This window comes from Nonomuraea montanisoli (assembly GCF_013363975.1).
Classification (GTDB): domain Bacteria; phylum Actinomycetota; class Actinomycetes; order Streptosporangiales; family Streptosporangiaceae; genus Nonomuraea; species Nonomuraea montanisoli.
Genome location: NZ_JABWGN010000005.1, coordinates 274997 through 290065 on the forward strand (window position 1 = coordinate 274997; position 15069 = coordinate 290065).

General features: G+C 73.8%; 14 protein-coding genes. 8 read left to right on the forward strand and 6 right to left on the reverse strand.

What is annotated here, in order from left to right:
• Positions 1–78 precede the first annotated feature (78 nt).
• Entirely contained in the window at positions 79–885 is an 807-nt protein-coding gene (locus tag HTZ77_RS13885) for an FKBP-type peptidyl-prolyl cis-trans isomerase (protein WP_175589964.1), read from the reverse strand.
• Between the two features lie 147 nt (positions 886–1032).
• On the opposite strand from HTZ77_RS13885, the gene HTZ77_RS13890 reads away from it, so the two are divergent.
• Positions 1033–2079, forward strand: a complete 1047-nt coding sequence (locus HTZ77_RS13890; RefSeq protein ID WP_175589965.1) for a DUF2293 domain-containing protein — start codon at positions 1033–1035, stop codon at positions 2077–2079.
• Positions 2076–2450, forward strand: a complete 375-nt coding sequence (locus HTZ77_RS13895; protein ID WP_175589966.1) for an MmcQ/YjbR family DNA-binding protein — start codon at positions 2076–2078, stop codon at positions 2448–2450. The genes HTZ77_RS13890 and HTZ77_RS13895 overlap by 4 nt, the downstream gene beginning before the upstream one ends.
• 9 nt (positions 2451–2459) lie before the next feature.
• On the opposite strand, the gene HTZ77_RS13900 is transcribed toward HTZ77_RS13895, so the two are convergent.
• From HTZ77_RS13900 to HTZ77_RS13910, 3 genes are all read right to left on the reverse strand, one after another.
• On the reverse strand, positions 2460–3698 hold the full coding sequence (locus HTZ77_RS13900) for a serine hydrolase domain-containing protein (RefSeq protein WP_175589967.1): 1239 nt from the start codon (positions 3696–3698) through the stop codon (positions 2460–2462).
• Positions 3699–3857: 159 nt separating this feature from the next.
• Positions 3858–4979 carry an ABC transporter substrate-binding protein gene (locus HTZ77_RS13905; RefSeq protein WP_175589968.1) on the reverse strand — a complete coding sequence of 374 codons (1122 nt, stop codon included), beginning with the start codon at positions 4977–4979 and terminating at the stop codon, positions 3858–3860.
• Complete coding sequence (locus HTZ77_RS13910; RefSeq protein WP_175589969.1) at positions 4976–5773, reverse strand: 2-keto-4-pentenoate hydratase; 798 nt, start codon at positions 5771–5773, stop codon at positions 4976–4978. The genes HTZ77_RS13905 and HTZ77_RS13910 overlap by 4 nt, the downstream gene beginning before the upstream one ends.
• A gap of 113 nt (positions 5774–5886) precedes the next feature.
• On the opposite strand from HTZ77_RS13910, the gene HTZ77_RS13915 reads away from it, so the two are divergent.
• The 4 genes from HTZ77_RS13915 (at position 5887) to HTZ77_RS13930 (ending at position 8790) form a co-directional block, all read left to right on the forward strand.
• The gene (locus HTZ77_RS13915; RefSeq protein ID WP_175589970.1) at positions 5887–6591 is read left to right on the forward strand and encodes a dienelactone hydrolase family protein; all 705 of its coding nucleotides are present in this window, start codon (positions 5887–5889) and stop codon (positions 6589–6591) included.
• Positions 6592–6960: 369 nt separating this feature from the next.
• Positions 6961–7503 (forward strand): VanZ family protein, encoded by a 543-nt coding sequence (locus tag HTZ77_RS13920; RefSeq protein ID WP_175589971.1) that lies wholly within the window; start codon positions 6961–6963, stop codon positions 7501–7503.
• A 151-nt stretch (positions 7504–7654) separates the two neighbouring features.
• On the forward strand, positions 7655–8407 hold the full coding sequence (locus tag HTZ77_RS13925; protein ID WP_328808579.1) for a GntR family transcriptional regulator: 753 nt from the start codon (positions 7655–7657) through the stop codon (positions 8405–8407).
• A 122-nt stretch (positions 8408–8529) separates the two neighbouring features.
• Complete coding sequence (locus HTZ77_RS13930; protein ID WP_175589973.1) at positions 8530–8790, forward strand: hypothetical protein; 261 nt, start codon at positions 8530–8532, stop codon at positions 8788–8790.
• Positions 8791–8983: 193 nt separating this feature from the next.
• Here HTZ77_RS13930 and HTZ77_RS13935 read toward each other — a convergent pair whose 3' ends face one another.
• A complete protein-coding gene (locus HTZ77_RS13935; RefSeq protein ID WP_175589974.1) occupies positions 8984–10357 on the reverse strand; it encodes a coiled-coil domain-containing protein in 1374 nt (457 codons plus the stop codon).
• 146 nt (positions 10358–10503) lie between these two features.
• Between HTZ77_RS13935 and HTZ77_RS13940 the strand changes: the two genes are divergently transcribed.
• Positions 10504–11025, forward strand: coding sequence for a gamma carbonic anhydrase family protein (locus tag HTZ77_RS13940; RefSeq protein WP_328808580.1), 522 nt, complete (start codon positions 10504–10506; stop codon positions 11023–11025).
• Here HTZ77_RS13940 and HTZ77_RS13945 read toward each other — a convergent pair.
• Entirely contained in the window at positions 10997–11899 is a 903-nt protein-coding gene (locus HTZ77_RS13945) for a hypothetical protein (RefSeq protein ID WP_175589976.1), read from the reverse strand. The two genes, HTZ77_RS13940 and HTZ77_RS13945, sit on opposite strands and share 29 nt — an antisense overlap.
• A gap of 63 nt (positions 11900–11962) precedes the next feature.
• Between HTZ77_RS13945 and HTZ77_RS13950 the strand changes: the two genes are divergently transcribed.
• On the forward strand, positions 11963–14944 hold the full coding sequence (locus tag HTZ77_RS13950; RefSeq protein WP_175589977.1) for a hypothetical protein: 2982 nt from the start codon (positions 11963–11965) through the stop codon (positions 14942–14944).
• The last annotated feature ends 125 nt before the right edge of the window (positions 14945–15069 follow it).

Below are 15069 nucleotides of genomic sequence, written 5' to 3' on the forward strand. Positions count from 1 at the left end.
AAGCCATCTCCTTCCCCCTCCCGGTGGCCCGGCGTCCCCTCCTGACGCCGGGCCACCGCCCTTTGCCTGTGCGAGGGTTCAGGAGGGCTGGAGGGCGTCGAGGATGTCGACGACGTACACCGTCCGCTCGCCCGCGGCCCGGCCCGGCTCCGGCAGGGCCAGGCGGGCGCCCACGTGGCCGCCCACGATCCCCGACACCCAGGACGCCGGCGCCGCCCCCGGCGCGAGCGTCACGGCGCTCGGCCCGCCGCGCCGGTAGGACGAGTCCACGACCCGGCGCTCGGGCAGCCGCATCGCCAGGTACTGCACCACCACCCTCGCCCCCGCCCGCACCTCCGGCCCGGAGCCGTCGATGAGCGTGCTCGGCCCGTCGAGCGGCAGGCCGTCGGGCACGCTCGGCAGCGGCTTGCCCACCAGGCGGGCGTCCGGCGGGTAGCCGCCGAGGACGTCGAAGACCACGACCACGACCGCCTCGGGATCCACCCCGTCCAGGGAGACACCGGGGCCCGCCGCCTCGGCCGCCGCGCCGACCAGCACGACCCGGCTGCCCGCCGGCCGGTCGAGGAGCGCCTCGCGCCAGGTCGCGGGCACCGCGCGGCCGTCGAAGGACACCGAGACGGGCTGCCGGGCGTCGTACGTGCCGGCCTGCCTGCTGCCGTCCGACCACAGGCGTACGGACACGTCCGCGAGCACCACGTCGCCGGGGGCGGTCCGGCGGCCCTCGCCGGCGGACAGGACGGCCACGCGCGGGATGCGCCCCGGCTCGCCGGCGGGGATCGCGACGGCCGGCTCCGCCCCGAACGCGCCGGTCACCACCGGCAGCCCACTGTCACCGACTCCGCAGGACGTCGCGAGCACGAGCATGGCGGGCCAGAACAGGCGCACGATCCCCTCCGGAGGTGCCGGAAATCTCCGGAGCGGCGAGGTCTCTCCGGAACTGCCTGATCCGGCGCGCCGGATCCGCTGGGATCCTTGCCGTGATCGGCCCAAGCGAAGCCGATCGGAGGTCAAAGAGGCGGCACACTGGGGTGCGTGAGCAAGCCCAACCTGTCCCGCCGGGTCGCCGAGGCCGCCGGGATCGCCCTGGCCAACCGGAAGTACGTGACGTTCGTGGACGTGGTCACCGGACTGCGGTGGCTGCACTCGCGCCACGTCGACACCTGGCGGCAGGGCCGGGCCGCCACGCTGGCCGAGCTGGCGGCGGTGGACGACGACCGGCTGCTCACCGCGGCGGCGCTGCTGCGCGAGTGGGCCGAGGGGCAGGGGCTGCGGCCGATGGAGGCGTCGTACGTGTCGGGCGGCCGCGACCGGCGCGATCTGCGGTTCACGGCCGGCGACCACCCGCAGGAGGCGTTCCGCGTCCACTGGGTGTCGCCGGAGCTGAGCGAGGCGCGGGTGCGGCGGCTCGCCGAGCGCCAGAGCAAGGCCCCCGACCTGGTGGCCGTCGCCCCGCTGGAGGCGTGGACGTGCGCCTCGTGCGGCGACACCGGCCCGTACCTGATCATGGAGGACGATCGGCCGCACTGCCTGACCTGCGCGGACATGGACCATCTGGTGTTCCTGCCGTCGGGTGACGCGGCGCTCAGCCGCCGGGCCAAGCAGGAGAGCGGCCTCGCGGCCGTGGTCGTGCAGTACAACCGCCGGCGCAAGGTCTACCAGCGCCAGGGCCTGCTGGTGGAGGAACGCGCGCTCACGCTGGCCGAGGAGCGCTGCCTGGCCGACGAGGAGGCCCGGCTGCGCCGGCGCGAGCGCGACCGGGAGCGCCGGGCCGAGCAGGACGTCGAGTACCTGACGCGGATGGCGGCCGAGATCCGGTCCCTGTTCCCCGGCTGTCCGCCCGAGCGGGCCGAGGAGATCGCCGCGCACGCCGCCCGGCGCGGCAGCGGCCGGGTCGGCCGCACGGCGGCGGCCAAGGCGCTCGACGCGAACGCGATCACCCTGGCCGTGGTGGCGTCGATCCGTCACCTCGACACCGACTACGACAGGCTGCTGATGGCGGGCGTCCCCCGGGCCGAGGCCCGGGACCGGATCCGCGACGCCATCGAGGCCAAGCTGGCCGACTTCAGGAGGACGACATGACCGAGTGGTCACCAGTGCGCGACGAGCTGCGGGACTTCGCGCTCGGCCTGCCCGAGACCCGCGAGGACCACCCGTGGGGCGAGAGCGTCGTCAAGGTCGGCAAGAAGGTCTTCCTCTTCCTCGGCATGGACGAGCCGTCCGAGAAGTGGGCGCCGAGCTTCAGCGTGAAGCTCCTGTCCGAGGCGCACGGCCACGCCCTGACCGTCGAGGGCGCGGCGCCCACCGGTTACGGACTCGGCAAGGCCGGCTGGGTGACGGTGCCGTTCCTCGCCGAGCTGCCCGAGACCGAGATCCTGCTCGACTGGGTCGAGGAGAGCTACCGGACCATCGCGCCGAAGCGGGCGGTCAAGGCGCTGGACGAGCGGCCCTGACACCTCCGCCTACCTGGCGAAGGCGGCCAGCGCGATGCGCAGGGTCCGCTCGTTCTGGCCCTGCGCCTTGGCGTCGGTGGAGTTGACCGAGTAGACCAGGGTGCGGCTCAGGTCGCGGGTGGCGCCCAGACCGGCCGAGGAGCCGTACCTCGCCCCCGTCTTGCCGTAGGCGACGATGCCCCCCGGCAGTTCCAGGCGGGTGAGGCCCGAGGTGTAGACGGCGGACTTGTCCGTGCCGTACATCGTGACGTCCGGGACCGTGAACATCGGTTCGAGCTGCGCCGCGGGCACGACCTTGCCGGAGAACAGCGCCCTGACGAACTTCTCCAGGTCGGCGGTCGTCGAGATGAGGTCGCCCGAGGCCCACGTCGAGGTGACGCTGGTCTCGGTCATGTCCAAGAGGTACGCGTCGCCGTACGCGAAGGAGTCGGGGAAGCCCTTGGGCACCACCTGGTAGCCGTGGTTGTGCCGGCCCCTGATCCGGACCGAGTCGCCGGGCAGGTAGCTGTCGCGCATGCCGACGGGGCGCAGGATCCGCGTGGTGACCTCGTGCTCGTACGAGCGGCCGGTGACCTTCTCGATGATCATGCCGGCGACGAACGTGTTGGTGTTGAGGTAGTGCTGCCGCGTGCCGGGGGTGAACTCGATCGCGTTCTCGACGGCCTTGGCGACGTACTTCTCGGGGGTCCACTTCTGGAACCGGGTCCTGTAGACCCACTCCAGGTCGCCGGGGACCTTCGGCGACGGCAGGCCGCTGGTGTGGTCGAGCAGCCGGCCGACGGCGATGGCCGGGTAGTCCTCGGGGAGCAGGCCGGGCAGGTACTCCTGCACGGTGCCGTCGAGCCTGATCCTGCCCTCGGCGACGAGTTGCAGCACGACCGCGGTGGTGAAGACCTTCGTGACGCTCCCGGCGCGGAACCGGGCGCCCTCGCGGGCCGGCCGCTCGGTGCGCACGTCGGTCACGCCGGTGACGCCGTGCCAGGAGCCCGCGGAGCCGCCGATCCGGACCTCGGCGGCCGTGGCGTCGGCGCCGGGGATACCGGCGATGGCGGCCTTGAGCGCCGCCTGGTTGATCGGCGGGACCTCCGCGGCCGTCCCCTGCGTCGCGGCGACGGCGGCGGCCGTGCGGGGGACCGCGGTGACGGCGGGGGCCGTGCGAGAGGTCGCGGCGAGGGCGGCGGGGCCGGCGGCGACGGTCGTGAGCGCGGCGACGGCGAGCGCGGCGGCGGCGGCGCGGGTGCGGTTCATGATGGCGTATCTCCAGCTCGGAAGGGGTTTCTGAGATGACTCCATCCTGTCGATCACGCCCCGGCGCCGGATCGCCGAGACCGGCGATCTTCCGCCTCCCTCGCACGAGGGAGCCCGCCTCGCCCCGCCGGGCGAGTCCTCCGCCGTCGGCCCCCGGCGTCACCCCCTCGGGGGAATGGTGGCGATGACCCGGTTCACGCCGTTCTCGTAGCGGCGGGCGTACCAGTTCTGCACCGGACTGTGCGTCACCGGGTCCAGCCGGAACGTGCCGCGCGGGCTGTCCACCTGCCGCACCTCGCCGAGCGCCCGCGTCAGGTCGCCCCGGTCGGCCCCGCCCTCCGACATGGCGAGGTCGATCAGCCGCATGGCGTCCCAGCCCTGCACGGCCATCGTGGACGGATCGCGCCCGGTCGCCGCCCGCCACCTGGCCGTGAACGCGGTGTTGGCCGGGTTGGCCAGCGCCGGCGAGTAGAGGCCCACGCTGGTCATCCCCTCGGCGTCGGCCCCGACGGCCGTCACCACGTCCTCGTCGGTGAGCTGCTGGCAGGCCAGCAGCTCCACCTTCCGGTCGTAGCCGAGCTGCTTGTACGTCCTGGCGAACGAGACCGCCTCGGCCCCCGCGTAGAACGCGTACAGCAGCTCGGCGTCCGCCGGGACGCGGCTCAGGTACGGGCCGAGATCGGTGGCGTCGCCGAACGGCGTGAGCACGCGCTTGATCGGCTCGGCCCCGAAGCCCTCGGCGAACCCGTCGAGCGTCTGGACGCCCGCCGAGTAGTCGGACGCCATCGCCACGGTCCGGACCCGGCCGTGGACCCGCGCCGCGTACCGGCCGGCCGCCTCGCCCTGCTCCCGGTTGGTGAACGACACGCGGAACACCGCCGGGCCGCCGAGCTCGTCCGCGCCCGCGTTGGCGATCACCACGGGGGTGCCGGCCACCTCCCGCACCACCTCCACGGCCACCGGGGAGGAGACCAGGCCGGTGACCACGCTCACGCCCTCGCTCGACACGAGCCGCCTGGCCTGCTTGCGTCCCTGGTCGGGGCTGCCCGCGTCGTCGGCGACCAGCAGCCGCGCCGGCCTGCCGCCCAGCATGCCGTCATGGGCCTGCAGGTAGAGGCGCATGGCGGTCTCCATGTCCTCGCCGAGCCGGGCGTACACGCCGGTCCGCGAGACGATCGCGCCCACCTTGACCACGGGGTCGTGCCGCACCTGCATCGCGGGCGAGGCGCCGCACCCGCTCACGAGCAACGCCACCGCCGCCGCGGCGGTCCTCCGGATCACCGGTCGAACACGGCACGCACGGACCCGAGCCCCTCGATCCGCGCCTCGAACACGTCACCCGGCTCCACCGGCACCACCGGCCCGAGCGCCCCGGTCAGCACGACGTCGCCCGCGCGCAGCGGCCGGTCGGTGCGGCCCACCGCCCCGGCCAGCCAGGTGAGCGCGTTCAGCGGGTGCCCCAGGCAGTCCGCGCCCGAGCCGGCCGACACCTCGGTGCCCGCCCTGGTCATCGTCATCGCGGCGACCCGCAGGTCGAGCCCGGCCAGCGGGACGGGTGTGCCGCCCAGTACGAACCCGCCACCGGAGGCGTTGTCGGCGATCGTGTCGACCGGCGTGATGTCCCAGCCCGCCACGCGCGAGTCGGCGATCTCGATCGCGGGCAGCGCGAAGTCCACCGCCCTGATCACCTCCGCCACCGTGAACGGCCCGCCCACCAGGTCATGGCCCAGCACCAGGGCGACCTCCGCCTCCGCCATCGGCTGGAGGAACCGCTCCACCGGCACGGGCATCCCGTCCAGGAACGCCATGTCGGCGAAGAGGACGCCGTGGGAGCACTCTCGGGCGCCGAACCGCTCCCGCACCGCCGCGTTGGTCAGCCCCACCTTGCGGCCGACCGGGCGCCGTCCCTCCGCCAGGGCCCGCCGGGTCGCGATCTCCTGCACGGCGTACGCGTCGCCCGGCGTGCCGATGAGATCCCTGACCGGCGGAACCGGCTTGCCCGAGCGCACCGCCTCGGCCAGCCGCTCGGCCGCCTGTCCCCTGATGTCCACCGCGTCCGACCATTGGTCCTGCATGCCGTACCGTCCTGTCCGCGTCGCCCGACATCTGCCAGCTTCGCACTGCCGGGCGCCGCGCGGCAGCGGCCATTCCCCGCGGCTCTCGTACGGGATGCGCGATCCTGGACACCATGGACAAGCGCATCGATCAGGTCACCGCACACGACGGCTCGTTCGACGTCCACCTCTGGCTCCCCGACCGGGGCAGCGGGCCGGGCATCCTGCTGGTGCAGGAGATCTACGGCGTCGGCCCGTACATCGCGAAGGTCGCCGAGGAGCTGGCCGCGCGCGGCTACGTGGTGGCGGCGCCCGACCTGTTCTGGCGGCTGCGGCCGGGCTGGATCGGCGAGCACACCCCCGAGGGGACGGCCGCGTCGATCGAGCTGGCCTCCGGGTTCGACCTGCCGCAGGGCGTGGCGGACTGCGCGCTCACGCTCGTCCACCTGCGCGGGCTGCCCGAGGTGACGGGCGGAATCGGGGCGCTCGGGTTCTGCCTGGGCGGCTCGGTGGACTACATGCTCGCCACGCAGGCCGAGCTCGACGCCGTCCTGTCGTTCTACGGCTCGGCCGTGCCGGAGGCCACCGGGCTGATGGAGCGGATCACCTCGCCGCTGCTGCTGGTCTTCGGCGGGAGCGATCCGTACATCCCGCGCGAGCAGGTGGCCCGGGTCGAGGAGGCGGCGCAGGGACGGCCCGGGGTGCGGGTGTACGTGGACGAGGAGGCCGGTCACGCCTTCCACAACAGCGAGTCGCCGATGTTCCACCATCCGGAGGCCGCCCGGCGCGCCTGGAGCATCGCCCTCGACTTCCTCGACACCCACCTCCCGCCCTCCTGATCTGTTCGAAGGCCGTTCGGGCAGCCGGCCCGCCGAAGCCGCGGGCCGGCCGCTCCCAGGCCATCAAGGGATCAGATGGGCCAGCCGATGCCGAGGATGACGATCATGGGGCACCTCCTTCCGTCGGTCGCTCTCTGTCGACGGAACCAGCATCTCGCCAGGTGAAGACCATGATCAACGATCATCTCGTAAACACACCGATAACCGGACGGTTCATGATCGAGAGGGGCGGAGCTCGGCGGGCGCGGGCGTGACCGGCGGGCGCGGGCGGGCGGGGATCGGGGCGTCAGGGAGACGTGTAAAGGGCGTGGCGGGGCTATCGCGAAGGACAGGTTCTCGTACCCGTAATCCGGCCCTCATGATGGTCCGATGGCGCGGACGTGGGAGCTGTGGGGAAATATCATCATCGCCGCGGTTTTGGCGCTTCCGCTGGCGGCAGCCCTCGCCTACCTCCTCGCCCGGCGCCGCGCCCGCGCCGGGCATCCCGCGCCGGTCCGCACGGCGCTGGCCGACGTCGGCATCCCGGCCGGAACGCTCCCCTGGCTGTGGATGATCCTCACCCCGGCCACCGGTCAGGAAGGGGTCAGTCTCGTCCCGTTCACCGACCTCTTCACTCTCGCCGACGCGCCTGCCGGCGCGGTGTTGACGCAGGTCGGAGGCAATCTGCTGGTGTTCGCGGCACTGGGCGCGCTGCTGCCCGTGCGCGACCCGCGCCTCGCCTCCGTGGCGCGCGTGGCGGCCGTCGCCGCCACCGCGTCGGTCACGGTGGAGGTGCTCCAGTACGCCCTGCGGCTCGGCCGCTACTCGTCCGTGGACGACGTGCTCGTCAACACCGCCGGTGCCGTGCTGGCGGCGCTGGTTACTCGCCGCTGGTGGGCACCCCGGATTAAGGCGCGCTCGGTGCCCGATTAAGGACTGGCGGAAACCCTTTCCGGTTCGCCACATGGGCACGTTTCGCTCAAAAGAAGCACGCGACCAACCTGCGTATCTGTGCGATCGTGGACAAGACGGGGCAAGTTCTCTGGAGACGCCAAACCCGGTTGGTGACAGAGGGTGGTCAAACGTGTTTGAATCCCCGGTACCCCACGATCCTCCGATCTATCGACGCATCGCCGACGGCCTCCGCGCCCGGATCCTGTCCGGCGAACTGCGCGACGGGGACCGGCTACCGGGCGAGAACGCGCTGATGGCCGACTACTCGATCGCCCGCGCCACGGCACGCCAGGCGCTGGCCGTCCTCATCAACGAAGGTCTTGCCGTCCCCAAACGAGGGTCGGGGGTCTACGTGCGCCTGTTCAAGCCGATACGCAGGCACGGCTCGCGCCGTCTGGCGCGGGACCAGTGGGGTGAGGGACGCGCCATCTGGGACGCCGACACGCGCGGCCGGCCGTTCACCGTGGACGAGGTGGAGGTGCTGCGCGAGGAGGTGCCCGAGGACGTGGCCGACATCCTGGACAGCCGCGAGGCGTGGATCAGGCGGCGGCGCTACTCCGTGGACGGGCGGCCGGTGCAGCTCGCCACCTCGTACTTCCCGGCGCGGGCGGTCGAGGGCAGCGCCATCACGTCGCCGGACACCGGGCCGGGCGGCGTCTACGCCAGGCTGCGCGACCTCGGGCTAGCGCCGGCGCACTTCACCGAGGAGATCCGGGCCCGCATGCCCGCGCCGAGGGAGACCGAGCTGCTGGGACTGCCGGGCGGCACACCGGTGATCGTGATCGCCCGCACCGCGTACACGGCGGGCGGCATGCCCGTCGAGTACAACGAGATGGTGCTGGACTCGGCGGCCTACGTACTTCAGTACGACTTCGACGCCTAGGTCAAGCGAGGTTGTCAAGCGGGTAGGTTGACCTGTCCTTTGCGATCATAGATTTCTCTAGAGAAGTCGCGCACCCTTCAAGGAGATGGAACCTCGCAGGGGGCCCCGGAAGGATGACCCGAATGTCCTTTGACCGGCACCTCGCCGACATCGCCCGGGAGTTTCCCCAGTGGACCATCTGGCGAAGCGACGCGGGCCGCTGGTGGGCGACACGTCACCAACCGCTCAGCGACGCGCAGCGCGACGCCGGATGCGCGATGACCATCGACGCGGACGACCCGGAGGATCTGCGCGAGCGGCTCCGGGAGCAGGAGATCAGGGCCGGCGATCCGGCCGCCGCGGCCGGGGACCCGGAGCGGCGCGCCGGGCCCGCGCCGTCCTAGCGCGCGCCACCGGCCGCACCAGGCCGACGGCGGGCGCGTACGAGCAGCCCGGTGCCGGGTCCAGCGTCTCGGCGGCCCCGGCACCGGGCCACCAACGGGGCCATGTGCGCGGAAGCCTCCGACCCGATCGGGGGCGGAGGCTTCCGCTCTGTGGGCCGCGTCCTCACGGCGGTCGAAGCCGTGGGCGGCGGCGTTACTGGTGCAGGTCCGACAGGCGGCCCAGGTTGACGTCGGTGTCGTCGGACACCCTGGGGGCGTTCGGCGTTCCCTGCCGCGGCGCGTCGTCCTGGACGATGATGCGGACGTCGTCCTGGTCCGCGGGCTCCTGCGGGGCGCCGGACGCCTCCCGGCCCTCGAAGGCCCGCTGGTCGAACGGCCGCTCGCCGTGCTCCTCCGCCTGGCCCTGAGCCCGCGGCGCGGCCTGGGCCTCCCGCGGGGCGTGGCCGACCGGCGCGGTGCGCGCCTCGCGCGCGACCCGCTCAGCGGGCGCGGCGGGCGCGGCGTGATCGGCAGGCGCGGCGTGATCGGCGGACGAGGCGTGGTCGTTGGGCGCGACGTGGTCGTTGGGCGCGGCGTGGTCGCCGGGGACGCCGTGGTCACCGGAGGCGGGCCGGCCGTCGGACGCCGGGTGGCCGTCGGACGCGGGCTGCTCGGACGGCGCAGCGGCTCCCTGGCCCCCCACGGCGCGCTCACCCGCGTGACCCTCGCGGACGTCACCGGCGGCCGGCTCGCGCGGTGACGTGGCCTGCTCCAGCACCAGCGGCCCGGCCGCGCTCTCGTTCCGCATCAGGTCGCCCAGCACCGAGCCGATCTCGCTGAGCCGGCGCACGACCTCGGTGTGGGTGTTGGTCAGGTACTCGACCCGGCGGCCGGCGTGCTCGTCCAGCGCGGCCACGCGCCGGTTGGCCTCCTCCAGCGCCGACTCGGCCTCGTTCCGGGCCGCGGTGAGGACGCGGTCGGCCTCGGCGCTCGCCGACTCCAGCAGCCGGGCCGACTCCTGCTCGGCCCCGGTGACCAGTCGCTCGGCCTCGGTGCGGGCGGCACGCAGTGTCTCGTCGGCCTCTGCGCGGGCGGTGGTGAGCTGCTCCTCGGCGTCGGAGCCCGCCTGCGCCAGCATGCCCTCGGCCGCCGCCGTGGCCTCGGCCACCCGGCGCTCGGCCTCGGCCTGCGCCGAGGTCAGGATCTCGTCGGCGGTCGCGCGGGCCGAGGACACGAGCCGCTCGGCCTCCGTCGAGGCCGCCTCGCGCAGCCGGGCGGCCTCGGTCTCGGCGTCGGCCCGTTTGGCCGCCGCCTCCTCCTCGCCGAGCTTGAGGATCTGCGCCAGCCTGGGGCTGAGGTCCTCGTAGTTCTGCGGCGCCTCGACCATGCGCCGCCGGGCCTCGGCCAGCTCGACCCGGCCCTGCTCGGCCTGCTCGATCGCCCTGGCCAGCCGTTCCTCGAGATCCCGTATCTGGTTGCGGGTCCGCGTCATGTAGTCGTGAACCTGACGGCGGTTGTAACCGCGCATCACGACTTCGAAGGTGTCCTCTTGCATCAGATCGGGGATGGACTCGTGCTGGTTTGTCATGGGGGTACCTAAAGGTTTGCGTGAGCCGGGGGATAACTGCGGGTTGTGAGGGTCTGGCAGCGAGACGTCAGGAAACGACTCTCCTGCCATCTGCCCACGTCCGCAAGCGGAACGCCTGACGTGGAGCGGGAATTACGATGGGCCGGGTGTACATCGCAGCGCTGGACGGCGGGGCCGTCCCCGACATTCACCCCGAGGCGTACATAGCGCCCGGCGCGGTCGTGGTCGGCAGGGTGCGCGTGGGACGCGCGTCCAGTATTTGGTACGGCTCGGTCCTCCGCGGCGACGACGAGCGGATCGAGATCGGCGAGGAGTGCAACGTCCAGGACCTGTGCTGCCTGCACGCCGACCCGGGTGAGCCGGCGATCCTGGAGCCACGGGTGAGCCTGGGCCACAAGGCCATGGTGCACGGCGCGTACGTGGAGCGCGGCGCGCTGATCGGCATCGGCGCGATCGTGCTCGGCGGCGCCCGCGTCGGCGCCGGCACCCTGGTGGCGGCGGGCGCCGTCATCGGGCCCGGCAAGCGCATCCCGGCCGGTGTGCTCGTCGCCGGCGTGCCGGGCCGGATCGTCCGCGAGCTCACCGACGACGACCGCGCCTCCTTCGCCCGCACGCCCGACAACTACATGGCCAAGGCGGTCAGGCACCGGCAGGCGTCAACGTCTTGATCAGCGCCGCGTCCGACACCGAGGCGGTGTTGAGCGGGTCGGCGTACTCCGGGAGCTCCGGGCGCAGGAAACGGACGAAGTCGACGGTCAGCTTGAGGTCGGGCAGCCCCTTGACCTGCTTGGCGTTGCCCTTCGTCGCGTCCTTCTTCAGCGTCGCGTAGCTGTCCCAGTCGGTGTACGCCGTGACGCCCCACTGGAGCACCTCGGGCAACTGCGACGGCCAGCGCTGGGCGACCTTCCAGGAGCCGCCCTGCTCCCGGTACAACGCCGCGACGAGCCGGCCGGCCCTGGCCAGCACGAGATCGACCCAGCCGCCCTTGACCGCGATCTCCAGCGGCTTGGAGCTGCCGTTCAGCGTGTACTTCGCCTCGACCTGGCCGCTCTTCTCGGCGGTGCCCGTGGTCACGGACACCCAGGTCGGCTTGCCGTACGAGGCCGGCACCCGGGCCATCAGCCCGCCGAGCGAGAACTTCCGCCTCGGCTTGGCGCCCTTCTTGCCCTCGACCTTCACCCGGGCGTACATCACGATGTCGCCGGCCAGTTCCTGGTACACGAACGGCCCGCGGAAGCCGTCGAACCACGTCGACGTCCGGGGCTCCAGGTAGAGCGAGCCCTTCGCCGTGGTGTTCACGTCGAGCTTGGCGATGCGGTCGACGTCCTTCTCGGTGTCGCTCAGCTTGGCCCAGGCGGCCAGATCGGTGGCCGCGGCGAACTCGGTGGACGCCCCGCCGACCTCGCCGCCGGGGGTCGGCGGTAAGGCTCTGGCCACGTCCAGCACGCCCGCGGCGGTCGGCGAGGGCTGCGCCGCGGTGGTCGACCCGCACCCGGCGAGCCCGATCGCCACCGCCACCATTCCTGCCACTTTCGCCTTCATAGTCGGACATTCTGCCGTGTAAAGGCGGTTGTTGATCCCCAAGCGGCAAGTACGATGGCCGCCGTGCGCCCCTGGGATGCGTTCGCCGCCGTCGAAGCGGACGTCCGCGCGATGGTCGCTGACCCGCGCTGGCAGGACCTTCCCGTACCCGTACGCGCCCAGGCGATCGCGTCGCGGACGCTGGTGACGCCCGACGGCGACCGGTGGCTGTTCGGCGCGCACGCGCGCTGGCACCTGCACGATCCGGCCGACGGCCGCTGGCACCCGGCCCCGCCGCCCAGGGGCGCGCGGGTGCGGCCGGCCGAGCACGCCGCCGCGGTGCTGCCCGCCCGGGTGATCCCCCGCGGGCCGGACTTCGCCGCCGAGCCGGGCTCGACGCAGGCGTTCGTCGGCCCGGACGTGCCCGACCACCTCACGGAGCAGATCCGGGTGCTCGTACGGGCCGCGGGGCGCCGCTCGGAGCTGGACTTCCCGCTGACGGCGTTCGGCGAGATCTTCGCCGGCGACGTGCCGAGCACGGTCGCGGCCGTGTGGGGGGTGGTGATGTGGTGCGCGTACGCGCCGGCCTTCGACGGCAACGAGCGGCTGCTGACCATCTTCGGCGAGTACCTGCGCCGCCCCCTGCCCGGCGACGAGTGGGTGCGCTGGCTGCCCGCGCCGCCGCTGCTGGACCTCGTCCGGCTCGTCGCCGAGCGGCAACGGGCCGGCCGCCCCCGCGAGTCGCTCCGGCTGACGGCGATCATGGCCGACGCGGCGCACATCCTGCTGTCCGACACGCGCTTCCGGCCGCGCGCGCTGGCGCTGCTCACGATGGTCGAGCCGGCGCTGTCGCAGCCGGGGCTCGACGAGCGGGCCGCGCGGCGCGACGACGAGTCCGTACGGCAGGCGTGGCTCGAACGCTGCCCCGCCCGGCTGGCCCGGGCCCTCCTGCCCGAGACCGACCCGGAGACGCACTTCGCGCACACGGTGTACGACCTGATGGACGCGCTCTCCTTCACCCGCGACCCGGCACGGGCCGCCGCCACGCTGCTGGCCGACCTGTCCGACTCGCGCGGGCTGCTGCCGGGACGGCTGGACCACCGGCTGCGGCACGCGTACGAGGAGTTGGCCCGCGCGGGGCTGACGGGCACGTCGGCGGCCGAGACGACGCATCCCGGCGGGTTCGAGGTGCTGGGGCCGTCCCAGCCGCTTCCGGGGCCTCCGGGGGCTCTGGGCGCGCGCACGGGGGCCTGGGCCCCACCGCGCCCGCCGGACGCCACGGGAGCCTGGGCCCCGCCACGCCCGCCGGACGCCACGGGCGCCTGGTCGCAGGGCGGCCCCACGGGCTCGCCGGGCGCTCCCATCGGGTCGCCGGACGGTCCGACAGGGTCACCGGACGGTCCGACAGGCGCGTGGTCCCCGGCCGACTCCACGGGCGCCTGGACACCCCCGGACACGACAGGCTCCCGGAGGGCAGGCGACTCCCAGAGCGGAGAAGGCGGCCGCGGAGCGGGCGATGGCCGCGGCACGGTCTCGCCAGCGGAACCAGGTGAGGCCACGGGCGTCTGGACGCCCCCGGACGCGACGGGAGTCCGGGCGGCGGGAGGCGGCCGGGGTGAGGCGCCTGCTGTGCCTGGTGAGGCGCCTGCGAGGCCCGGTGCGGCGCCTGCGGGGCTCGATGAGGCTACGGGCGCCTGGACGTCGGCGGACGACGCCGACAGCACCGGCGCGTGGACCCCGGGCGGGCCCGCGGCGACTCCCGGGCTTCCCGGCGGGCCCGCTGCGACTCCCGGGCTCCCCGGCGGGCCCGCGTCAGATTCCGGGCTCCCCGGCACAGGCGCCCGGGAGCGTCACACGGAGCCCCCGAGGCATCGCCCCGGATCCCCCGAGCCCTACACGGGCTTCCCCGGACCGCAAACGGGCACCTCCCAGCGCCACTCCGGCTCTCCCGAGCGCCACCCCGGCTCTCCCGAGCGCCACACGGGATCTCCCGAGCGCCACACGGGCTCCTCCGGGCCGCGCACGGGCCCCGGCCCCGGGTTCCCTGCGCCCTACATGGGCTCCACCGAGCGCCACCCCGAGCCGCACACCGGCTCCTCCGAGCCCCACGTGGGTTCCTCCTGGCGTCACATGGGCGGGCCGGAGCCTGCGGGCGGGCCGGGTCAGGGGGGCGGGCTCGTGCACACAGGGCCGGACGCCCTCGACCGGTCGGGCCACCCGGCTCATCCTGGCGCGGACGACCGCGGCGCCCGGCACACCGGCGACCGCGACGCCCAAGAGGCCGGTGAGCGCGGCATCGAGAAGGCCCACGAGAGCGACGCCCGGGAGAGCCGTGAGCGCGCCCTCCGGCAGGACCGTGAGCACGCCTTCCGGCAGGACCACGACCGCGCCCCCCGGGAAGACCATGAGCACGCCCTCCGGGAGGACCGTGAGCGTGTCTCCCGGGAGGACCGTGAGCGTGGTGGGTCCGGTCTCTTCCGGCGCTCCGGCGAGCACGGGCGTTCCGGCGTCCCCCAGACCGAGAACACCGGCCGGACGGGAAACGGCGACGCGGGAGGACTCGCCGTCCCCGGAAGCACCGGCCAAGGAAGCACGGGCCAAGGAAGCACCGGCCAAGGAAGCACCGGCCAGGGAAGCGCTGCCCCCGGAAGCGCCGGCCCAAAACAGGGCGCCGGCGCACCGAACACCGACTCACGGAACACCGACGCACCGAACACCGGCGCACGGAACAGCGAGACCGGCGGGATCGGGCGGGCGCGGAGCGCGGCCGGGCGCCTCCCCCAGATCGTGAGGGGCGCCCCCGACGGCGAGGGGACGCGGTCAGGGCGGCTGGCGGCGGCGGTGGCGAGGCGGGTGCTGTCGCGGAGGCCGCGACAGCCCGTCACGTCCGGCTTCGAGATCGAGCCGCCCGACCGGGCGACGGCGGCGGCCGTGCTGGGCGCCGCGTACGCCGCCGGGCTGGCGTGGCAGGCCGTGTCGGGGGCGAGGGTGCCGGAGCGGGGGTTCGCGGGCCAGGCCGCGCTGGTGCGAAGGATCGTCCACGAGCGCGACGATCTTCCCTCCTAACCCACTAATACCGTTATTTCACTCTTACCCCGCCTATATCGTTCCAAGACCCCAAGTCCCCCCATTTAGCTGAATTGTGATCTCTGATTGGGGAAATGACCCCCGTGGGGCCCCGGCGGCGCGCA